The 22,589-nt window shown below is 40.8% G+C and carries 22 protein-coding genes; 5 read left to right on the top strand and 17 right to left on the bottom strand.

The annotated features are described in order from the left end of the window. Window positions 1-309: 309 nt before the first annotated feature. The gene (locus AC5JMF_RS06470; RefSeq protein ID WP_495794879.1) at window positions 310-2,016 is read right to left on the bottom strand and encodes a potassium channel family protein; all 1,707 of its coding nucleotides are present in this window, start codon (window positions 2,014-2,016) and stop codon (window positions 310-312) included. Between the two features lie 433 nt (window positions 2,017-2,449). Here AC5JMF_RS06470 and AC5JMF_RS06465 point away from each other — a divergent pair, with 433 nt between their 5' ends. Together AC5JMF_RS06465 and AC5JMF_RS06460 are read left to right on the top strand one after the other, a co-directional pair. After that, complete coding sequence (locus tag AC5JMF_RS06465) at window positions 2,450-3,040, top strand: DUF2087 domain-containing protein (protein WP_495794878.1); 591 nt, start codon at window positions 2,450-2,452, stop codon at window positions 3,038-3,040. A 249-nt stretch (window positions 3,041-3,289) separates the two neighbouring features. Continuing rightward, a complete protein-coding gene (locus AC5JMF_RS06460; protein ID WP_495794877.1) occupies window positions 3,290-3,871 on the top strand; it encodes a DUF2087 domain-containing protein in 582 nt (193 codons plus the stop codon). Window positions 3,872-4,172: 301 nt separating this feature from the next. Here the strand turns inward: AC5JMF_RS06460 and AC5JMF_RS06455 are convergent, their stop codons facing one another. The 4 genes from AC5JMF_RS06455 to AC5JMF_RS06440 form a co-directional block, all read right to left on the bottom strand. Continuing rightward, window positions 4,173-4,355: a hypothetical protein gene (locus AC5JMF_RS06455; RefSeq protein ID WP_495794876.1), complete on the bottom strand. Its 183-nt coding sequence runs from the start codon at window positions 4,353-4,355 to the stop codon at window positions 4,173-4,175. 15 nt (window positions 4,356-4,370) lie between these two features. Beyond that, a complete protein-coding gene (locus AC5JMF_RS06450) occupies window positions 4,371-4,826 on the bottom strand; it encodes a pyridoxamine 5'-phosphate oxidase family protein (protein ID WP_495794875.1) in 456 nt (151 codons plus the stop codon). 402 nt (window positions 4,827-5,228) lie between these two features. Then, window positions 5,229-5,426 (bottom strand): hypothetical protein, encoded by a 198-nt coding sequence (locus AC5JMF_RS06445; protein WP_495794874.1) that lies wholly within the window; start codon window positions 5,424-5,426, stop codon window positions 5,229-5,231. A 140-nt stretch (window positions 5,427-5,566) separates the two neighbouring features. After that, a complete protein-coding gene (locus AC5JMF_RS06440; protein WP_495794873.1) occupies window positions 5,567-5,788 on the bottom strand; it encodes a DUF4327 family protein in 222 nt (73 codons plus the stop codon). 331 nt (window positions 5,789-6,119) lie between these two features. Here AC5JMF_RS06440 and AC5JMF_RS06435 point away from each other — a divergent pair, with 331 nt between their 5' ends. Then, window positions 6,120-7,352, top strand: a complete 1,233-nt coding sequence (locus AC5JMF_RS06435) for a cysteine desulfurase-like protein (RefSeq protein ID WP_495794872.1) — start codon at window positions 6,120-6,122, stop codon at window positions 7,350-7,352. Window positions 7,353-7,448: 96 nt separating this feature from the next. Here AC5JMF_RS06435 and AC5JMF_RS06430 read toward each other — a convergent pair whose 3' ends face one another. From AC5JMF_RS06430 to psbP, 6 genes are all read right to left on the bottom strand, one after another. After that, window positions 7,449-9,458, bottom strand: coding sequence for a PKD domain-containing protein (locus tag AC5JMF_RS06430; RefSeq protein WP_495794871.1), 2,010 nt, complete (start codon window positions 9,456-9,458; stop codon window positions 7,449-7,451). Window positions 9,459-10,378: 920 nt separating this feature from the next. After that, window positions 10,379-11,263 (bottom strand): polyphosphate kinase 2 family protein, encoded by an 885-nt coding sequence (locus AC5JMF_RS06425; RefSeq protein WP_495794870.1) that lies wholly within the window; start codon window positions 11,261-11,263, stop codon window positions 10,379-10,381. A gap of 214 nt (window positions 11,264-11,477) precedes the next feature. After that, window positions 11,478-11,966 carry a hypothetical protein gene (locus AC5JMF_RS06420; RefSeq protein ID WP_495794869.1) on the bottom strand — a complete coding sequence of 163 codons (489 nt, stop codon included), beginning with the start codon at window positions 11,964-11,966 and terminating at the stop codon, window positions 11,478-11,480. 331 nt (window positions 11,967-12,297) lie between these two features. Next, the gene (locus AC5JMF_RS06415) at window positions 12,298-13,593 is read right to left on the bottom strand and encodes a proton extrusion protein PcxA (protein ID WP_495794868.1); all 1,296 of its coding nucleotides are present in this window, start codon (window positions 13,591-13,593) and stop codon (window positions 12,298-12,300) included. A 232-nt stretch (window positions 13,594-13,825) separates the two neighbouring features. After that, window positions 13,826-14,422 carry a Maf family protein gene (locus AC5JMF_RS06410; protein ID WP_495794867.1) on the bottom strand — a complete coding sequence of 199 codons (597 nt, stop codon included), beginning with the start codon at window positions 14,420-14,422 and terminating at the stop codon, window positions 13,826-13,828. 125 nt (window positions 14,423-14,547) lie between these two features. Beyond that, complete coding sequence (gene psbP, locus AC5JMF_RS06405) at window positions 14,548-15,093, bottom strand: photosystem II reaction center PsbP (RefSeq protein WP_495794866.1); 546 nt, start codon at window positions 15,091-15,093, stop codon at window positions 14,548-14,550. Window positions 15,094-15,355: 262 nt separating this feature from the next. Between psbP and AC5JMF_RS06400 the strand changes: the two genes are divergently transcribed. Continuing rightward, entirely contained in the window at window positions 15,356-15,979 is a 624-nt protein-coding gene (locus tag AC5JMF_RS06400) for a hypothetical protein (RefSeq protein ID WP_495794865.1), read from the top strand. Between the two features lie 175 nt (window positions 15,980-16,154). Here AC5JMF_RS06400 and AC5JMF_RS06395 read toward each other — a convergent pair whose 3' ends face one another. From AC5JMF_RS06395 to rpsP, 6 genes are all read right to left on the bottom strand, one after another. Continuing rightward, window positions 16,155-16,946 (bottom strand): DUF6816 family protein, encoded by a 792-nt coding sequence (locus AC5JMF_RS06395; RefSeq protein WP_495794864.1) that lies wholly within the window; start codon window positions 16,944-16,946, stop codon window positions 16,155-16,157. 8 nt (window positions 16,947-16,954) lie between these two features. Next, on the bottom strand, window positions 16,955-17,083 hold the full coding sequence (locus AC5JMF_RS06390; protein ID WP_495794863.1) for a hypothetical protein: 129 nt from the start codon (window positions 17,081-17,083) through the stop codon (window positions 16,955-16,957). After that, entirely contained in the window at window positions 17,056-17,460 is a 405-nt protein-coding gene (locus AC5JMF_RS06385; protein ID WP_495794862.1) for a ChuX/HutX family heme-like substrate-binding protein, read from the bottom strand. The genes AC5JMF_RS06390 and AC5JMF_RS06385 overlap by 28 nt, the downstream gene beginning before the upstream one ends. Window positions 17,461-17,618: 158 nt before the next feature. Then, entirely contained in the window at window positions 17,619-18,572 is a 954-nt protein-coding gene (locus AC5JMF_RS06380; protein ID WP_495794895.1) for a PhoH family protein, read from the bottom strand. A gap of 246 nt (window positions 18,573-18,818) precedes the next feature. Then, window positions 18,819-19,253, bottom strand: coding sequence for a KH domain-containing protein (locus tag AC5JMF_RS06375; RefSeq protein ID WP_495794861.1), 435 nt, complete (start codon window positions 19,251-19,253; stop codon window positions 18,819-18,821). Beyond that, the gene (rpsP, locus tag AC5JMF_RS06370) at window positions 19,216-19,476 is read right to left on the bottom strand and encodes a 30S ribosomal protein S16 (protein ID WP_495794860.1); all 261 of its coding nucleotides are present in this window, start codon (window positions 19,474-19,476) and stop codon (window positions 19,216-19,218) included. The genes AC5JMF_RS06375 and rpsP overlap by 38 nt, the downstream gene beginning before the upstream one ends. Before the next feature lie 750 nt (window positions 19,477-20,226). On the opposite strand from rpsP, the gene AC5JMF_RS06365 reads away from it, so the two are divergent. Beyond that, window positions 20,227-22,506, top strand: a complete 2,280-nt coding sequence (locus tag AC5JMF_RS06365; protein WP_495794859.1) for a carotenoid oxygenase family protein — start codon at window positions 20,227-20,229, stop codon at window positions 22,504-22,506. Window positions 22,507-22,589: the final 83 nt, after the last annotated feature.

Genomic DNA, 22,589 nt, shown 5'->3' with positions numbered 1-22,589 from the left:
AAATTCAAAATAATGCTCGCGGACTCGCTACCGCTAAGCTAACAAAAAGAAATATTTTTTCCCTACTCCCCATTAAATAATTCGTAATGACGCTCGAGGACTCGCTAACGCTGCGCTAACGTAATTTGTAATGACGCGACGCTCCTGTGTCGCTCTAAGCGAAGCTATGCCGTAGGCTTTACGCTGACGCTATCGAGGACTCGCTACCGCTTCGCTAACGCTAACGTAATTAAGTTTTGTAATGGGGATTGAACCCCAATACAAAACTTGCCGATTATAGAACCGGGGGACTTAAACCCACGGAACTAGTTAAGAATTAGAAATATGTGCGTGTACTTCGCAAACTCGCTCATCACGCCACAATTGATATAGTCTAGTAGCGGGCATAGTCATATATAAGATATCACCGGCACTGAGTCTATTTTCTAGCAGTTCCCAGCCGTGAAGGGTTTGATAATCTGTTTCTAAGTATAAGGGTACAAAATCAGCAGACATTGCTACATCTTTTACCCACTGACCGCAAAAGGGATGTGTAGCTGTGATGACGGTTGCAAAAGCTACCCAAAGACTGTCTGCTGTAATGCCATTGCCCAGAATGCGTCCTCCAAGGGCGGCAGCAGCGAAAGCTGGGGCTGCTAGTTCAGCGGGACTGAGTACAGCCTCGAAGTCAAATACCTGTTGTGCCATGCCAGCAAAATCGGGATCGGCATAATTGACAATCACAGGGATTCTGGGTGATAGTCCTTTGGCTTTGAGGGCAATCTCTAAGTTGATGGCGTCGTTGTTAGTGACAGCCAGAACTGCGGCAGCGGTGTCTACATTACTAGCTTTGAGTGTAGCGCGGAAACTGGCATCACCTTGAATTACGGGAATACCAAGACCTCTGGCGGTGTTGACATATTTATTGTTAGAGTCAGTTTCAATGACTACTACTTCTTGACCGTTGGCATGGAGTTGCTGAATAATTCTCAGACCGATGCCACTCAAGCCACAAACAATATAATGATTGCGTTGGGGAATACGCGCCGCATCCCAAAATTGCTTGAAGCGGCTTCCTAAGACAAAATCGGTGAGCATTGCATACCAAATACCAATCACCACTGCTCCAACTAGCATCATGACGACGGTAAATATTTTAATGCTGTCAGGGGCATTTTCTACAACTTTGTCATTACCGCCTGCTCCAGTAATCATGCCTACGGAAAAGTATAGAGCATCGACAACAGACAAACTCAGCTTGGCTGACATGTAGGTAAGCGTGGCAATGACAATTATTGCTAGTAAGACGATCGCACCAACCAATACAGATCGCCCATGTTGCTGAAACTGCCGGAGATTTGTCACAACTTTCAGCAGTTTTCTAATCAACGATCGCCGCTGGGGACGAATTTGGGGTTGAGTACCAATAATTAAGCGATCGCCTACTTTAATCTCTTGTCCCGATATTACCGCCGATACTAAGTCTATTTCACCTTTCTCAGGTAAGTAATAAATTAGCATCCGCGATCGGTCTTCCCACAACTCACTCAGCTTGCGACCTCTCCACGGGTGGTGTTCATGAATGTATTCTTCATGAATTGGCCAAGTTTGCTGAAATAACTTGATTTGCCCAATGGCTTGGTTTCCTAAAGCTGCAAATGTAAAGACTGGTGCTGCCAAACCGACAACACTCATACTTAGATGATCTACCAAAGTTTGATCCAAGCGATCGCCCAGATTTGTATTATAGAAACGGTTAATAATCCGAATCTGGGGATTTAATACCCGCGCTTGCATCATAATCGACAAATTCAGCGCATCATCAGAGGTAGCAATTACTATAGTCTGCGCCTGTTCAATTCCGGCTGCTGTCAGGGTAGCAGCGACATGTAACTCACCAACAATTACATCTCCTGCGGTTTCACCAGGGATGATTTGCTGATGAATGCCAATCACAAATGCCCCCTGCTGTCTCAGCAAACGAAAGATTTTGTATCCGGTACGTCCTAAGCCACAAACGATAATTCGAGGTTTCATGAAACAGCAGCGTATTTTGAAGAGCTGCATTTCTAGTTATTTTTCTTATTGTTGCTCACTTTACTCAGGCATAACTGTAGCTGAAAACACGATTATTTTAAATTAAATGACATTTTTCAGTTGAGAATGAAAATTTGTCTTTTGTGCAAAATCATATACATAATGCTTTAGTTTACACTCAATAACTTGACTGTCTTTACAACAAAATTGCCCTATTTGATTACACTTTCAGTTTTTTTTAATTAATGAGTGACTTATCATGGCGAAATGTAAAGAACAACTTAAGAAACCTCAATTTGTTACAAAAAAAATTAAAAATTAACATTAATTCAAATTAAGCGTTATACAGAGCAATGCTGCATCAGAGGAGGACAGCACTACTAGTTTGATTTCTTTCTAATTAGACAGAAGTCGAATTTAATTATGATGAATTATGGAAAAAGAACAGTTTCAGACATTACTGAGATTTTTTAAAGCTTTGGCGGATGAAAGCCGATTAAAAATTGTAGGTATTCTAGCGAATCAGGAATGCAGCGTCGAAGAATTGGCGGTGTTACTGCAACTTAAGGAACCAACAGTATCTCATCATCTAGCGAAACTCAAGGAACTGAACTTAGTAACTATGCGCCCAGAGGGTAATAGCCGTCTGTACCAGTTAGATAGCGAAGCTTTACAAAGCATTAGCAAAGAAATTTTCACACCTGAGCAAATTGCATCTTTGATTGAGGATGTAGATACTGAAGCATGGGAGAGCAAAATATTGAAAAACTATTTTGAGGGTGATGTCTTTGACAGAGAATCTATTCAACGCCTTAAGGAAATTCCTGCTAGCCGCAAAAAACGCTTGGTAGTTCTCAAGTGGTTAGCAAGTCAATTTGAAGCAGGAATTCAGTATCCAGAACGCACAGTGAACGAAATTCTCAAGCGCTACCATCCTGACTGCGCTACTCTGCGGCGTGAATTGGTTGGTTATCAGTTAATGCAGCGAGAAAATGGGGTTTATTGGCGTGTAGGACAGATTTGAGTGGGGAATGGGGAGTGGGGAATGGGGAATGGGGAATGGGGACTTGTTAACCACCTCATATCATGTCTGGCTAATCACTTATCATAAAAATTTCTCCCTTGTCCCTGCGTCTCCCTATCTCCGCGTCAGCCAAATCATAAGTCTTTAAACGGACATGATATCACTCATAAGGGGATGGGTTTTTGCGTGCTATTCGTAAATAAATTTAGATATACTTCTAATTAGATGGATATCTAATTAGGATTAGTTATGCAAAAAGAGCAATTTAATGTCTTGCTGAGCTTTTTCAAGGCGTTAGCGGATGAGAGTCGATTAAAGATTGTGGGTATCTTGGCTAACCAAGAGTGCAGCGTTGAGGAATTGGCGATGCTACTGCGACTCAAAGAACCGACTGTTTCCCACCATTTGGCGAGATTGAAAAACATGAATTTGGTGAGTATGCGTCCTGAAGGTAATAGCCACCTCTACAGGCTAGATAGCGAGACGTTGCAAAGCATGAGCAAGGAAATTTTCACACCTGAGCAAATGGCATCTTTGATTGAGGATTTGGAAACTGAAGTGTGGTCTAGCAAAGTTCTGAAAAACTATATAGAAGGTAATGCTTTTGACAAGAATTCTGTGCAACGTCTCAAGGAAATTCCTGCTAGTCGCAAAAAGCGCTTAGTGATTTTAGAGTGGCTGGCAAGTCAGTTTGAGATGGGAGTCAACTATCCAGAACCCATGGTAAATGAAATTCTCAAGCGCTATCATCCTGATTGCGCTACACTACGACGAGAGTTGATTGGCTGCAAGTTAATGCAGCGAGAGAATGGGGTTTATTGGCGTTTATGACCAAGTTTTAACTAATCATTATCCCTTGCTTGGCAAAAAGCAAATCGTAGATTAACCCTGTTTTGTCAGTTTGGGAGAAGCCTATCGCTGAAAGCCTTTTGGAGCTTTAGTTTTAAGCTTTTGGTTATAAATTTTAGTTACTGTTAGAAAATAAAGGCTCAAAGCTAGATTGGATGAAAGTTTCAGAATCTTGCTTTGATTATTACTTTCCGAGAGTGACATAAAAGGGTTAAGCTAAAAAACATCTAAATTACATAATCAAATTAAATAAAACTCTTGTGGGGTGGGCATCTTGCCCGCCCTAATTATGTAAGTTATATATGGAACAGCTTAGCAAGCAGATAATAACCAAAATTAAAGCAATAAACCCAGCTAAGCCACTAATACCAACTGTCAAGTCATTTCCGCCTTTGACTAATATAATTGGTAGAGTTGCGATCGCATTCAATATTTTAGTATTAATGGTCTTACTTTCCAGTCTCAACCAATTTAATTCACATTAGGCATAACTCATAAAACTAATAGTCTGGGGCTTAAATTTGGCTCGACTATCCCAGTAATCAGCTTTACTGATATTTACTTTGAGTAAAGTAATATCGGGTTCATCTAATCCCTTCGGAAACCAAGTTTGCAGTTCTGGTTTCCATAATTCCCGCATTTTGTCGCGGTCTTTTATCTGTTGTGCTGTGCCTGATATAGAAATGTATCGTTCGCAATCAGGTGACGAGAAACTGACGTTTACCTGTTGATAGTGTTCAACCTCTTTCACTTTATGGGAACTGGCATAGATAAAAAACCAAAGTGTACCATCAGAATTAATCTCACTACTAATCGACATAGGACAACTATGTAAGCTTCCATCTTCATCGACTGTCGTAAACATACCATAATCAATACCTTGAAGTAGCTCACGCAGCTTGTGAATTTGTTGGTCGTAGTTTTTAGCAGTAGTCATTTCTATCACTCTTGGCCCTATTTCGTGTTCTTGACTGGAAATTGTTAATTACACCCAGTTTTATGAGTTAAAAAAGCTTATCTTTAGTGTTAACGTTTTTTTGCTGGCAATGACGTGAGCCTAGAGATGTAATTATCATTAAATTATTTTTCTTATTTATGCCTATAGAGATATTGATAAGAGGCCGGGAGTAGCTGACAGGTGTAGGTTTTTAATATTTTGCGTTTTAATCGACGCAAAGACGCGAGGACGCACAGAAAGATTTCGCAACGGAAAAATAGGCTTTTTCGGATTGAATGTGAAAAACCTACACTTGTGAGGGGGCAGGGGGTAGGGAAAAAGCACAAACTTTTAAGGCCCCATCTGTAAGTGGCAATGATAAGTTTTTAGCCGAACACCATATTATTTGTCTTTGTCTTTTGTAAATACAAATGACAAATAGACTTCTTGCAAAAATACTTGAACCGTCAGAGACTCAAGTCTCTGCCTAATAGCAAAAGTCCGTTGAAACGGACTAAAAATACTGTTATTAGTCGGTTGAAACCGACTTGAGTTATCAGCCAGAAAATTTATTTTCTGGCGAGTATCCGACTTTTGCAAGAGGTCTAATGACTAATGACAGTCTCAACCACAAAATATGTTACTTGAACACACGTTAGCTGAACAACTGAAAAGTATTAATTTTTATCACTCAATTGATTTAGAATGCTGATATTATGTTTTGGATTCCAGATCAAGTTTTAATCATCTCCCCAATATTCGTGATCGAGCAAATCAATAATTCTATCTCTGAGCAGAAACTCATTTTTTTCTAATTCAAGTTCAAAATAAACCCAGTCGCGGTCTGGGATATATTTACAGAGGACGTAAATTGGTTGCTGACGGTTAACAAGTCCCCTTTTTACAAGTTGACATGCTTCTGCTTTAATCAGCTCAATATCATATGTAACAGCAGCATCCATAGCTCGTTCCTTTGTTCGTATTTAAGGAATTAAGAGTCAATACAATAGCTGCTTTGGCTCTAATTTAAACTTATCAGAAAAATTGGAGTAAATTGTGAAGAATAAAAACATGGGTCTTTACAGTCGAACACATCATTTATATACTCTTTTGGTTTCTAAATATACTTGTTTTACAAGTAATTTTGCTGAGTAAATTATTAATTTATAATTTAGATGCATTCAAAAATACTTGCTCTTAGTATTTGCCGATACATTTTTTTAAAGAATGCATTATTAACCAATCTGTTATGATCAATGTTTACTGCTTTAACTTTTATAGGAAACTTTTACTATGCTCTTAAATATTGATAAAGTACGCCAATCTTTCCCGGCATTAGCAGGTCAATGGACTTTTTTTGATAATGCTGGCGGTTCTCAAACTCTCAAGAAAGTAGTAGACAGAATTAGTGAATTTCTTCTAACTTCTGATGTTCAGTTAGGAGCCTCTTATGCAGTTTCTCAACTTGCAGGAGAACGCTTAGCATTGGCAACAAAAGGAATGACTACTTTGATTAATGCCAAGTTTCCCCAAGAGGTAGTCATGGGCCCATCTACAACAATGATGTTAAAAGTTCTCTCAATTTGCTTAAGTCAAACTTTCGCCTCTGGTGATGAAATTATTGTGACTAATTGCGACCATGAAGCCAATATTGGTGCTTGGGTTGCTTTAGAAAAGCAAGGCATGAAGATTAAAGTTTGGAAAATTCGTTCAGATACTTTAGAACTGCATTTAGAAGATTTAGAGCCATTGATGAGTCAGCGTACAAAATTAGTAGCCTTGACTCATGCTTCTAATATACTGGGCACTATCAACCCTATCAAAGAAATTTCTGCATTTGTACATGCACGTGGAGCGATGATTTGTGTAGATGGCGTAGCTTATGCACCGCATAGATTAGTTGATGTTCAAGATTTAGATGTAGATTTCTATGCATTGAGCTTTTATAAAGTTTATGGGCCACACCATGCTTTACTTTATGGAAAAAAAGAGCATTTATTAAGATTACCTGGACTTAATCATTATTTTATTGAGCAAACAGATATTCCTTATAAATTCCAACTAGGAAATGTCAATTTTGAATTAAGTTATGGAATGCTAGGTTTGTGTGATTATCTGAGCGAACTAGCACAACTACATTATGGTAATCAAACTATATCTGATTTGCGAAGTCAAATGGTGCAGGCATTTGACCTAATTAGCATGTATGAAGAAAAAATTAGCGATCGCTTACTAAATTACCTTAACAGCAAGCCGCGTGTGCGAGTAATTGGGCACACAAAAGCTAATTGTGAACTCCGTGTGCCAACAATATCTTTTGTCGTAAATGGAATTGATAGCTCAACTATTCCCATCAAAATTGACCAACATCACATTGGGATTCGTTATGGAGATTTTTACGCCAAACGACTAATTGAATACTTAGGATTAGCTTCGCAAGCTGGGGTAGTGCGAGTAAGTATGGTACACTACAACACGTTTGCAGAAGTTGACAGACTCATTCAGGCTTTTGAGCAGGTATTTTAAGTGAGCTACTCCGCAATTGGGACATAGAAAAATACAGAAATCTGAGCGTAGGTTTCCTACGCTCAGAACTTCAAAGCAAAATCCCATAACAACAGCTTAGGGGAAGAAACTAGCTGTTGGGTTGGTTGCATACGTGTCTATCAGAGTCACCTTCGGCTTACCATTCACAATGGTTACTACATACACAGAACCGGCTTTTCTTGCACGTAAAGTCAGAGGGCCGAGTTTATAATCAATCGTGACTTTAATATCACGGTCTTCGCCCACATTTGCCCAAGCAGTAACTAGCCATCGGTCTTCACCACGAATTTTGCGCGCCAAAACCCGTGCCGTCGGGATAGTGATGGGGCCAAATGCGCCAGGTTGTTGTGCTGTTTCCCCCTCTACAGGAAACTCCATCGCCGGCAATGCTTTAGTACCATCTTTGCCTGAATAGGGATGTTGGTTAGGCCCAGGAAGCAGATCACCATTACGCAGATATTCTTCAAGGTGTGAGAAGAGGGCATGTATTCTGCCAGCGACCGCTAGGTGATTGATTAGTATGGGTGTTGTAGTACCTACTTGTTTGTTGATTTTCAGTGCTTCCCATAGAGGGCCACTACATACGAAATATCCAGTTGTAGAACCAATAGCCCCAGCAGTGTAGTACATCTTCAACATCCCGAAATATCTGTGAATGTCGGTGATAGGCTGACCATCCCATCCTTCCCAACCGCCACTAATCCAAGGATAAACAAGCGGTTGTCCCAGACTAATAGTTCCAGAGATATTGTTGAGTGCTTGAGTTAACGCATCCCACGGTACCATACTTCCCCAATGCACTCCAGACCAGCCGGAGTTGTGGAAGTTGTAGTACATTTCTGGTGCAGGGTAATCAGAGACTATTGGTTTACCAGAAGAGTTGAGAAAGTACTCATACAAAAACATCCATCCCTTCCAGTTGAACCATCGACCACGTTCAGTACCATATTGCTCTTGATACCAAGAATACGCCGGACGAGTGTTTAAGTACTTATACATGGTCTCTTTTAGTACTCCCTCCTGCCGGGCTTTGTTGCGCGAGACATAGGCGTACCAGTCTGTCAGACCAGATTTATTGAAATCGGCTACCACCGTGGGGTCTTTCTGCAAGTAAGCAGGGCCCCCATCACCAATGAGCCACAGCCCATATTCCCCACCGTTGAGAAATATTTTGATTGGCTGTCCAGCGAGTTTTTCTAGAGGGCCTAACGACTGACCAATAAAATTACCGATAATCTCGAATGTTTCATTGGGAGCCGCAGGACTGACTGTTGGCCGCCCATCGCTGAGAATAATTTTCCCTGATGAATCACGTAGCCAGGTCGTTGCGGGTAGTTTTGGCAGGTCGGGATGGCGTCCATCGTAGTTATCGAAGTAGGAATACATAGAACCCAATCCGACTGCAAGGCTGTATTTTCCCGGATTAGCCTTGATGAGTTTGACAAAGTTGTTTTGGTCAAAGCCGTAGTTAGGCCCATAGTCCAAATACCTTGCATCTGCGGCCCCTACCTGTAGTGCAAAACCCCAATTTTTAGCAAGTTCTACAGAGATATTCTCAGATAACCCACAACTGGAATGGGTCAAAGGTAGGAGAGTACTTCCTTGCTTATATACAGGTAGAATTTTAACTTTGAGATGATCAAGCGGTGTGGATGTTCCACTAATCACCACAGGGTTTGGATTCACCGTGATAGTGACTTCGTCAGTTTTTTTTGCCCCACCACTGGAAAGAGCCGTGAGCCGCATTACATACGTACCTGCCCTATCGAATTTGAACACGGTTGTTGCAGAAGCGGAGTTTTTAATTAATGCTTTTTTGGGGCCGCTGACTTGCGCCCATTGAGCTGTTCCACCTTGTACAACACCACTTACAGTAACAAACGTGTAGGGAAGTGTGACACTCTTATCTGGGCCTGCCTGTGCTGATAGTGTGGTACTCGTTTGAGCTAACAACGTACCTGAGGACATAGTGTAGGTGCTATGACCTAAATTTCCTTGCGCTTGCAGTGGGATGGCGAGAGAGGAAAAAGGCACGATACTCAAAACAGTTGTGAGCAACGGTCGATAGTACTTACCAAAAGACATAACGTGATCTGCACCTTTTCCTAATGAAAATTCCACTCTGCGTTTCTAGAAAGATTTTGATTTTTCTCAGAGATTCAGGTGGGTGGTTTTATCCATGGAAGACTCGCATCACCATCCAAATTATGCCTGAGTAGATATACTTAAATTCTTAACTGTTTACAGATGGTTCTGTTCCAATCAGAATTGTTGTATGGTTCCTCAAACTTTCTCATAGTCAACGTTTCACGCCTTCTACAATCTACGGATAGTGTTCTAGACTTCTTAAGAACGATTTTCAGATGGACATAACAAACTCAATTTCAAGGAGTCAGAGGTCAGAACATTGAAAACTCTTGTACAGAGAGGTTTAGCGAGACATAGCGTGTACGCTCACAAAATAGATTGGCTCAATCAGCTCTAACTCAAACCAATTGGAGTATGAATAGTATTATCTGTCAGGTTTAAATCAGCAAAATACGCTGGTTAAACAATTCAAACTCTAAAATTTCTACTCCAAAAGAGGCATGACTCCTCAAGCCAAGAGCGTATCATAGAAGGTAGAAAAGTGCCAGATTGTTGCGTTTATTGATGCCGTTGCCGTTTTTGGGAGATTTGCTGACCAAAAAACAACCCATTGACTCGCTTTATGTCTGCCATAGTTTGGGCAGAGTTTTCTCTGTTCAGCGCTAATTCAGAGCATAGTTCCCAGATCAGATTTTCCTTACCAGTCAAGGCATTGGGGAGATGCGATCGCAACTTCAAAAGCGATCTTCATATTGGCTAGCCCAACTGTTACCATGCTGATCAGAGATCTTAAAAAAGACAGCAAAGTTCATTGAAACGTTATAAAGTTATATGCGAATATACGAAAACGGAGTATACTTTGCAACGCCCACTCTGCAAGCTTCAAGAGAAAAATGTTAAGAATTGTAAAGTAAATATTAAGAATTATTAAGTTCGTCTTCCTGCTCTAGGATATATTTCGCCTGTAAAAGTTGCTGCCTATGCTCTTCACGAACTATGGGGTACTGCAAGTTAAGTTCTTGTAATTTTGTGCAGATAATGTCAGCAACTACTAAGCGTGTAAACCATTTGCGATCGGCAGGGATAATGTACCACGGTGCCCATTCAGTACTAGTGTGGTTAAAAACTGCTTCATAAGCATTTATGTAATCATCCCAAAAAGCTCGTTCGCGGACATCACTGACTGAAAACTTCCAATGCTTTTCGGATGATTCAATCCGCTCTAAAAAGCGTTTTTTTTGCTCTGATTTAGATACATTCAAAAAAAATTTGAGAACAATAATACCATTGTTAACTAAATATTTTTCTAAATTATTAATTTCTTCAAAGCGTTGTTTCCAGATTTGATTTCCTGGAGGAATTTGGGGTAATTGTTGGTTTTGCAGAATTTCTGGATGAACACGAGTCACTAAAACTTCTTCATAATATGAGCGGTTAAATATGCCAATTCGACCCCGTTCTGGCAAAGCCTTCATTGTACGCCATAGGTAGTCATGGTCTAATTCTTCCGTACTTGGGGCTTTGAAACTAAATACCTGGCATCCTTGCGGGTTTACACCAGACATCACATGTTTGATTGTGCTGTCTTTGCCAGCAGCATCCATTGCTTGAAAGATAATCAGTAAAGCATAGGTATTTTGAGCATAAAGAATATTTTGATAAATTGCTAATCGCTTAATATCTGTTTGCAATTTGACAGGTGCGTCAGTTTTTTCATGAAAGTTAGCTTTATAGGCTGAATCATAGTTTTTTCGCAAAGAAATTTTGGAACCAGGTGGAACAATAAAAGTATCATGATTCATCTTAAATACCTCGACAGTCAGGTTGCATAAAGACACGGGGATGCAGTTTAAATGATTGTTAGCTTACTGATACGCCTGCGTAAATCTACACAAAACGTCAAAGTTGAAGCCGAACTTCGTTCCGCTACGTACCGTTCGGGATCTTGCTTTGATAGGAGAAGATTGCCCCTTGTGGGCAGCATAGTATTCCCTGTTCCCTGTTTCCTGTTCTTTTTCATCGTCTCAATGACTTTTGCTGTTTTGGTATGGGGCGCATTGCTTCACGACCCAAGATAAACATCCCCGTGACACCTAAACTCACAAACCAGACATACAGATACCAGTATTGCCGAGTCTGTTGAACAGTACTGAGGTCAGGATGCAAAGTACTTAAGTAGAGTACCAGTACTAGTATCATTAGTGCCCCAAAACCGACACAGCTTAGACCAACACGAATTCGCACTGGTCGCAGTTCCAAATCACTGATATTGTCTAAATCAATTTCTGCCAGTTCTTTTAAAGAGTCATCTGCTAAAGATGAAGCCACCTGAAATCCATAACTCAGTTTTGGCGGCAAAACTGGTAGTAATGCCGCCACAGTCGGCCGCCTTAACAAAGCCTCAGTATCTCGTAGTAATTCTAGTGGCTTACGGGTAGTAATTGGTTGAGCAAATTCTATCTTGTCTGTCGCAGTTGGGGTGGTGGCTTCACCTTCAAAATCCATGGCACACCTTTAAGTAACCAAAGTATTAATAGCCTAGCGAATCAGTTAGCGGCTATGCAATGAGGAAGCATGGGGGCAGCGTTTTGATTGACGCGGGGACGGGGGGACGCGGTGAGACAGCGAGTAAAGGAGGGTTTCCCTCCGCAGGCGACTGCGTTAGCGCAGCGTTAGCGAGCTTGCGAGCGTCACCCGAAGGGGGACGCGGGGAAAGATTTCGGAACAGAAAAATAGGCTTTTTCAGACTGAATGTAAAATACCTACACTTGTCAGCAGGGGAGCAGGGGGAGAAATAACAAACACCAATTCCCCATTCCCCATTCCCCATTCCCCATCAATCATTCATTTCCTTCATTGTCGCCAATGCTGATGGAGATAAACGACTGAGATAGCGGAATATCCAGTATTTAAAGATAGTATCTAGAATTACAGGAAACGTAGCGATGAATAGAAATATTGCGTTTCTATTGGCTGGTAAACCTAAATGTTCTGTCAACCCCTCAAGAATTACCTCCCATCCATGTGGTGAATGAAATCCTACAAAAATGTCTGTGAATAAAATAATCAAAAAAGCCTTGGCGCTGTCACTAAGTCCATAAACAACATTGTCTATAAACGATTTGATTATGACAATTTCTTTTTTACTTAGAGCAACTACTATACTGAAAGCAATTAAAGATATGAAATCAGCAAAAACGTTACTAATAGCTGTAGAACTTTTAATGCGAAAATTTTCAGCTATTTCTATAGCTTTTTGTTTAATCTTGTCTCGCTCTAATTCTGAGGAAATTGATGGGGCTGGATTAAGTAAATATTCTAATCTTAATTTTCTTTCAAAAGTTTTTAGCTCATTAAGTGCTGCTTTCTCCATATCCGAATTGATAAATATTTCAATTGCGTTCTCACTTCTAATTCGCTCTACTATGGGGAATAACAAAATTTGTTTAGATAAATTTTGCACTAAAAGCGGTATAATAATTAAAATAATTAAAAACCTAATAGCAGTTATTGTTCGCTTGCGAGAAATACGATAGTTTTTGACGAACTCTTCTTCGGCTTGTGGCGAAAAATCTGCTTTGATTTTTTTTAATGTTATACCAATAGATCTGGGGAATACTCCTGTTTTTTGAAATATAGATGTAATTTTATTACCATTATTATGAGATATTTCTGGCTGTTTTTTAGGTTGATTAGGGTTGACTTGTAGCGGCTGAGAAGTTTGCAATAATTCAGCGTTATTATTTAGTTCAATTTTGATATTATATTTTTCAACAACTTCATCAATGAATTTTAATTTTTCTAACAAAATTGGATGAGAAATGTTGATAATTTCACGACTAAGTAGAAATTCTGCAAGCCTCACTTTGATAATAGTCAAGTTTTTATTAAGGCAAACTTGCCAATAAGACATGACACTTTCAGTATAAATTATTGATTGTGAAGATATTTTTTTGCTACCAAAATATTCAATTTCAATATCTCTAATTTTTTGAGCTGCGTGATAGGCTTCTAATAGCGCTCTTTCTGGCGTATCTGAGAACCACTGATTGAGCGATCGCAAGTATTTTTTCAGCTTATGCCGGAATAATCTAGTGTTTTTTTGGAAAAATGAAGCCTTCATCGCAGACATAACTGTTTTTGATGATTAACTAGACATTAAAAATGGGTAATAATTAATCAACATAATTAAATTACCCACTACTTATAATATAAATCTACTTCTATTTGACTGGAATTGTCTAACTTTGTGGTTGTACATTAGATCTGGCATGAGTTTTAAAGTTTACATTTGTCGCATTCTTTTTTCAAATTGGTAATAGTTATTAGTCATCGAAGAAGGAGAAGGGATGACTAATGACAACTCATTCTCGCCAAAAATCAGTGACATCGTATCCTAGTTCAGCTAGCATCTGTCGCAGTAAGGGTAAGCTGAGTCCAATGACGTTGCTGTGACATCCGGCAATTTTTTCTACGAAGAGACTACCAAAACCCTCAAGGGCAAAGGCTCCAGCACACTTGAGGGGTTCACCTGTAGCGACATAGGCACTGATGGCGCTATCGCTCATTTGTGCAAAGTAAACTCTCGTTACCTGGCACCTTACCAAAGTACGGTTTTGACAGAGGTCTATTAAGGCATGACCTGTGTACAGGTCGCCAAAATTACCTTGCATTATTTGCCAACGAGCGATCGCTTCAAAAGCGTCTGCTGGTTTGCCATAAATCTCACCATTCAATGCTAACACCGAATCACAACCCATAACCAAAGCCGATTCAAACTGTGGAGATACAGTCTCTGCCTTGCATCGAGCAAGAGTTTGCACTAGTTGTGCAGGCTCACTTAATTGGATTTGCGACTCATCAAAATCACTGACTCTAACTATCGGTTCAATCCCAACAGTTTGCAGCAAGCGACGCCGCGCCGGGGAAGCTGAAGCAAGTACAAAAGGTGGAATGCCCATAAATAGGGAGATGAGGGGGATGAGGGGGATGAGGGAGATGAGGAAGTAAAAAAGCTGGGGAAGCTCAGGGAGAAAGATAATTCCCAATTCTCAATTCCCTAGTCCCCATTCCAAATGACAAATGACTAGTACACAGAAAAAGAATTTATAACTTCATCGATAGTTCTTTTGAGTTTTGGCCAACGCTTTTCAGGTACTGATGCATTGAAGGTAAAAAGCTTACCACGGCTAACTGCGACACTGGCTATATTGTGACGTTGTTGTTGATTGGGAAGCTTAACTGCATACTCTAGTAGGTAATATGTTTTACCGTCAACTTCTTGCTGTGCAGCGTTAACTAATTCGGCTGAACGACCGGAATCAGGAGGAGCCAGTGCAGCTTTACCTAACTTATATCCTACTTCTGTCGGTGTTCCTAGTTCAGCTAAAGTTTTACCATCTGGAACAGGGCTAATCACTACAGAGACGTTTTCAGATACCTCTATCAAATCATGAAATACCACATCTGGGCCGTTAGCAACTTTAACCTGCAACCAGCCGTTAGGATATAAAAACTGATAGCCATCAGCAGTGTCCACAAAGCTTTTGAGTCCAGACGCAGCCGCTAAACCAGGATTACTCACGCTAAAGCTCAACACCAATAGCAAAATTAATACAATACGTTTCCACATTTCTAAATATTCCTTTGGGCTGGAGGCAACACAATGTAAGTGTTATTTCTCGTTTTTTATTCTCCCATTATCAGGGCCGCTTCGGCTAAATGAGGAGAACGCAGTGAGGCAGTCGCAGACAAGCGCAGTTTCTGTTGGTTGCGTTAGCGCTAGCGACGTACTCCTACAAAGAAGGAGCGTCAGCGTCACCCGTTCGCGCAGCGTCTCCGACAGAAGAAGGGGGACGCGGAGATACAAAGAAATGACCAATAACCAATGACAAATGACTACTAACGAATTACGCTGGTTTTACCCTGGTGCGATACCGGAAAATGTTCAAGTCTGGTTTGAACAAAATTGTTTGATTGACAAAAAGCAAGCTCCACAGGAACGGGAAGATTGGTATCTCTACAGCCCAGAGTGTGATTATTTGGGGATCAAATTGCGGCAAGGACGGCTGGAAGTTAAATGGCGTAAGGCAGAATTTGGTACGGTGCGTTTTGGGGAATTAGTAGAGGGTAAGGTTGAAAAATGGCACAAATGGCTATGCGAAGACTCCACAGGAGAAAGTTTTCAGCCTGCAATGGTTTTGGAAAATTCGGTTTGGGTAAATGTTCAAAAAGTTCGCCACTCGCAACTTTATCAAGTTTTACCTGATTTTTCTGCACAACCTGTTATAAGCAATGAGCAAATTGATAACGGTTGTAGTGTGGAAATTACTGAGCTAAGAGTTGAGAATCAAGCTTGGTGGAGTCTTGCTTTTGAAGCGTTTGGCGAAGATGCCCGTCTGCTGGAAAATCTACGCTTAACAACTAGCCGAGTATTTAATACTTATCGCTGGTCAAAATTACTAGCTGCGGATTCTTATGCTTATCCACATTGGCTGAAGGTAATTCGTAATTCGTAATGACGCGACGCTCCTGCGTCGCTAACGCTTCGCTATCGAGGACTCGCTAACGCTGCGCTAACGTAATTCGTAATTAATAGAACAAGAACGCCGTTTTTCCTCGCTCCACGCGTCTGGTAAAAACATCCTTTTGTTAGTTCGGTGGGCTTTTCGTCCTGCACCACAAGAAAATTTATTAGTGAGAACGAGTAAATTCTAAGTGATAGCGATAAAGAGCAACTGGGCGATCGCCAGCCTGAAAATAATCTGGATCTTGTGGTGAAAGATAGACAGCAGTAACTTGATCTGCCTCAATCGTAGGCTTTGATGTAGAAAGTTTTTGGTAAGCAGTAGTAGATTCAACAGAGTTTAAATAAGGGCGTGAACCACCTTTAAATAATTGTTGAAATACTTCTGAAGTAATAAATCTCCCATCAGGTGTAGTTTCTGTAGCGCGTGCAGTAACGATAGAAACTAGTTGGCGTTCTCCTCTTAAAAATGTAATTTGACGATTAGGTGAATCTGGGTCTAATTTCACTCCTAAAACAGCTTCATCTCCTAAATAAGCTCGTGCCAAATTCAAACTATTAAATGCTCTATCAGCTACTAATATTGATGATTTATCATCTCTAGTCGGGAAAAATTTTAACAGAGAAACAGGCGGTTTACCTTGAACAAATCTTACTAAAAAACTTACAGGCTGATTGAGTTGTCGGCGATTACCTTCAAACCCTGGTGTAACTATATATGGTGCTAAAGGTGCAGCCAAATCCACCAATTTACTTGTTATTTGCCAATAACCAGCCATCCACTCAGGGTAAACCAAATCCCCTGAAGCTGGTTGCACGGAAGTTAATTTTTCCCACTGCGGGAAATTTGCTAAGCGTTCAGATAATTCATTGGCAACAGCTTCTCCATGCCATAGTAGACACAGAACCATTAAACAAAAACTCCAAATCACCTTCATTACAGGCATCTGTTTGTTCATTGAAAAAATTAAATAGCAGCAGAATATACACCATCAACCTTAATAGTCGTGCCAGTAATAAACTTAGCATCATCAGAAATCAGAAAAGCAACTATCAGCAGCCTATTATTTAAACCTCTGTTGGTAAAGGTTGCCAAACATCCCCATACTGTTCTTTGAGAGTTTGCCAAGCTTCCACTTGCCCTGGTTCATATTCTCCCGGCTTACCCCATTGCAAAAATATACTCAAAGCCGCTTCCTGTTTTTCATCCAAAAACCGGATAGCATAAGTTGTAAAATTACCCCTTTTCGCTTCACCAGTCTCAAACTTCACCTGAGTAATCTTATCCATATTCAAGTGAAACTCAAACCCTTCAGTATGCATATTCGCATACTTTCCTTTCGGCAACTCTGCATAAAAAAGCTTTTCAATTTTGCCCCGTGCTTCTAAAACAGCAGCGCTACTAGTAACAATTAAACGCAAAGTTCCTAAAGTTTCACAAGCTTCCAAAAACTCTTTTAATGTTGTGGTCATTTGTCATTTGTCCTTTGTGAATTATTAATTATGTTTTTTACCATTAACCACTAAACTCATTGCAAAAATTCCACTCTTCAACTCTTTCTCTGTGTCTCTGCGCCTCTGCGTGAGAAAAATAAATACTTTATACAAGTCTACCGACTAACAATTAATCATTACTTCTCATATCTTTCGTAAGCAGCAACAATACGCTGCACTAGAGGATGGCGGACGACATCTTTTTGAGAAAACTCGCAAAAAGTAATCCCTTCAACATGTCTTAGAACTTGTATCGCCACTCCTAAACCTGATTGTTGATTGAGTGGTAAATCGGTTTGTGTCATATCACCCGTTATCACCATCCGCGAACGGAAACCCAAACGAGTTAAAACCATTTTCATTTGAGCAGGTGTAGTATTTTGCGCTTCATCCACAATCACAAAAGCATTGTTAAGGGTGCGTCCTCGCATATAAGCAAGGGGTGCAACTTCAATTACACCACGTTCCATTAAATTAGGAACTTTTTCCGGGTCGATGAATTCGTTGATAGCATCGTAAAGCGGACGGAGATAAGGATTAATTTTCTGCTGCAAATCTCCAGGTAAAAAGCCCAGTTTTTCACCAGCTTCGACGGCTGGACGAGTGAGAATTAATTTTTCAAATTGGTTAGCCAGGAGTGCTTGCACAGCCACAACAACGGCAAGGTAAGTTTTGCCAGTACCAGCCGGGCCTACACAAAATGTCAGGTCGCGTTTACGTATAGCGTCTACGTATTGACGCTGGCGAAAAGTTTTAGCACGGACTTCATCACCCCGGCGAGTTCTGGCGAGGACATCTCGCTGTAACTCTTGTAATTCTTCTTGCCGATCGCTATCTAAGGCTTGACGAGCTGTTAAAATGTCTGCACTGGAGATGTTGTTGCCTTTGATCCAGAGATATTCAAGCGATCGCACTATTTTAGCAGCCTGGTCAATTTGTTTCTCTGTGCCAGTAATGTATAATTCCTGTCCACGTAACACCAAACTGGCCCCTGTTTGCCGAGATAGAATTTTGAGATTTTCTTCTCCATCCCCCGCTAAAGCGATCGCACTAGCAACGTTAGGCAGCTGAATTGTTAAGGCATCTGCCATCATATTTTACAATTTGTGAAGGGCAAGTTTCGACAAAGGTCTTAGTGTTGGCTTTGCAGGGTAATTTTTCTTTAAATTTAATCTTAAATTTTTCAAAGACCACTAGTAGTTTGTTTCATTAATTTTCAGAGGCTGCAAGATTCCCGACTTTTTCCGAAAGTCGGGAATCTAACCATCGCTAACCACTCAAAATTCAGTGGGACAGACCACTTGTTGTTATCACTGAGATTTACCCCTTGATTAAATCTAGTGATAGCGGGGTTTGGCGACAGGTCGTGAGGGGCCGTTTCCACGTTTTTCTTTCGATTTAGGCAGCGGTAATCGTTGTTCTTGGTCTTCATCAAAAGACATACCTTCTCGATTAGAGGAGGTACTACCATAGATATCCAAGTATACCGATTGTCCAGCAGCTGAGGCTGCTGCTGCAATTACCGTCCGCATCGCTTGAATATTGCGTCCTCCCCGACCAAATACTTTGCCTTTATCTGCGCTTTCAAAGGCGATACGAATCCAGACCCGGTTTAGGGTATGAGAAATTTCACAATCAATGCTCAAAGACTCTGGAGATTCTAAAAATGGCTGCATCAAAAAGTTTACCAACCCAACATAGTTGGGTCTGGCTAGTGGGGACTGTGTTCCGACTTTAGGATACGGTTGTTGCACTGACCTGTTCAAAAACATTAGCTTTTACCAGGATGCGACGGACGGTGTCAGTGGGTTGAGCGCCTTGTTGTAGTCGCTTGACGATGCCGGGAATATTGAGCCGCACTTCATCGGTTCTAGGGTTGTAAAATCCCAATTCTTCTAGAGGGCGACCATCACGGCGAGCCAGGTTGTTTATAGCGACAATGCGGTAACTTGCTTCCCGCTTTTTTCCATATCGCTTCAAGCGCAGTTTGATCATAATTGAGGAACCATTCTCCTAAATTTGCATATACATATACCAGTTTGCAGCCAATTGATAGTGCTGAGATGATAATTTTAGCACTTGCTCGGCATTAACGGCTATTGGTCATTTGTTATTTGTCTAGTTGTCCTGATGTTAACCCTCTTTTGTCACTCTAGGCAGAGGAAAAGTGGAAATACGGGAGATTGCAGTTTTGAAAAATTGAAGAAGTGAGATTATTGACAAGCATTTTAAGTTTCAAAAAAACCTCAGAGAATTTAGTAACTGTAAAGACTTGTAGCCAAGATTTAATTAGGTTAAATAGTACAAATGGTTGAAGTATCAAACGTGCGATCGCCCTTAATTATACTTTACCCAGAGTAATAAAAGAGGGTTAAGAAACGGCTTCAAAATCAAGGCTGTCAATCGTTTGTAGTCAAGGTTTTCAGCCGCCACAGCTTAGCAACTTCCTTGTGCGGTCGAAGTAGGGGTGATCGGCTCAAAAAGCTCAAGAGTCTAAAAACCAATTATTAAGTATTTATTAAATATTTGCTTAACTGTCTTAACTGTCTTAACTGTCCTTGCATTTTCATTCAAATTTTGAAACATTGAAAACGCTCAAGTTTGCTGAGCTAAACTTTATCCATTTTTTGGCAACGCTCAAGCTGATGCTAAAAGCTTTTAAAATAACCTCTCACATGCATTTAAAGCTGATTTCAATCGCCAAGCGTTACTTTTTAAAAAATAACTAAAACAAGGATGAATTTGATGACATTTAAAGTTACTGGACGAATTTACGAAGCTGAAAGCGGTTTAGGAATTCCTAACTTAATAGTTGAAGCATTTGATAAAGATATTGCCAATAAAGATAAGTTAGGACAAGTTAAAACCAATAGTAATGGCGCTTTTGAAATTAATTATACTGAAGCTGATTTTAAAGGTAAATTGGAGAAATTTGAAGGTAATCCCGATTTATTTATTGTTGTCAAAACAGCAAACAGTTCAAAAATCTTGTTTTCCACAGAGAATAATATTCGTCCTGATGCCACTACAAATGAGCATTTTGAAGTACCAATTCCTCAAGCTGAAATAGTACATAAACCATCAAAAAATGCTAAAGATTTGTTAAAAATTCTCGTTGGTATTGCTTGGATTGATGGAGTACTAGAACCTGAAGAAAAAGAATTTTTACAGCGAGTTGCACAACAAAAAGGATTGACTGAAGATCCAGAAATTAAAACTCTATTGTCAAACAATCAACCTATCAAGCCAGAAGAGTGTCATAGCTGGCTTCAAGCCTATTTAGGAAATTATCCTGACGAAAAAGATTTTCAGGAGTTATACGAAGCTCTCAACTCGCTGATGTATATCGAGGGTGTGTTAAATGCAAAAGAAAAGGAACTCATACAAACCCTCGCGACTGCCACAGCAGCCCCAGCTGGTACTCGCCCTAGTACTTTGCAGCGGCGATTTATGACCACTTTGATGGATAGCAAATTCTTAGCTAATGTCTTACAGATGGAGCGGTCATCAGTAGTCAATAAAGGGCCTTCGGTCACTGGCTACTATGCACGTGTACCTTACCAAATTTTGAGCCGCCTCAGCACTACTGCCAGAGTTAATATCCTGGCAGAAGATATGGCAGATTTTTATTTGACTGATAATTTTGCCCCAGTCAAACAAGAAGTAACTGCTGATAACCTCACCGTCATCGGTGAACTACCCGAAGGACTCAATGGCATATTTCTCCGCAACGGCCCTAACCCCCAATTCGGCCCTATCGGACTCCATCACTGGTTAGATGGGGATGGAATGCTCCATGCAGTAAATATTAGCAATCGCAAAGCCAGCTATCGCAACCGCTACATTCGCACAGAGGGGTTTGAGATTGAGCGAAAACAAGGTAAGGCAATTTGGCCAGGTTTGCTGAACCTGCCTCGGTTTGATGCTCCTTATGGCTTGATGATGAAGAATACTGGTAACACCTCAACTATATGGCACGCGGGTAAACTGCTGGCACTATGGGAAGCTGGCGCACCTTATGAAATTCGTCTTCCCGACTTAGAAACTGTTGGCGTACATACCTTTAACAGTAAGCTTGCTTCTACCTTTACAGCTCACCCAAAAGTCGATGCCGAAACAGGTGAAATGATTGTGATTGGCTTTGCACCTATCGCTCCCCCTTATCTCGAATACAGCGTGGTATCCGCAGAGGGCGAAATGTTGCGAACCGTTCCTATCGATATACCTTCGCCAGTGATGATGCATGATTTTGCCATCACTCAACACTACACCCTGATTCTGGATATGCCGCTAGTCTTCAGTCCTATGCGGATTATGCAGGATCAATTACCTATTAAGTTTGAGAAGCAAAACCCCAGCCGTATCGGGGTTCTACCTCGCCACGGGGATAACCGAACTATCCGCTGGTTCAATATCTCGACCTGTATGCTCTACCATGTTGCTAACGCTTGGGAGGAAGGCAACGAAGTAGTACTTATCGCCACCAGGGCACCTGATACCTATCTGTTTATTCCTCAAAAAGACAATGGTGAGGGCGGAGATACTGAATTTGAACACTTCCGGCTGTATCTCTATCGGATCAACTTAGCAACGGGTGTTGTGAAAGAAGAATTGCTCAATAACTATGATACCGCCACGGAATTTCCTCGGATTAACGATAACCTAACTGGGCGAAAGACACGTTACGTCTACGCATCCCGACAGGCTACTTACATGAGACCTAGACTTTTGTTGGATGGTCTGCTCAAGTATGACTTGCAGACTGGTAGCACTCAAGTACATGAATTTGGTCGGGGACGCTTTGGTGGTGATAGTGTCTTTGCACCTCGTCCTGGTGCTACTTCTGAAGATGATGGCTGGTTGCTGACTATGGTTTGGGATGCACTAACGAAAAAGTCTGAGCTATTAGTCGTTGATGCTCGAAATATCACAGCTTTGCCTGTAGCGCGGATAATCATCCCACAGCGCGTTCCTTACGGCTTCCACGCTAATTGGGTTTCTGAGGCACAGATGGCAACTCGATAAGGTTAATAGTAGGTTTATTTAAGTAGTGTAGAGGGCATGGCATTATTTGTGCGATCGCCCTCTACACTTCTGTCGGCTCAAAA

This window comes from Desmonostoc vinosum (assembly GCF_059505385.1).
This window is presented reverse-complemented; position numbering and strand designations above follow the sequence as displayed.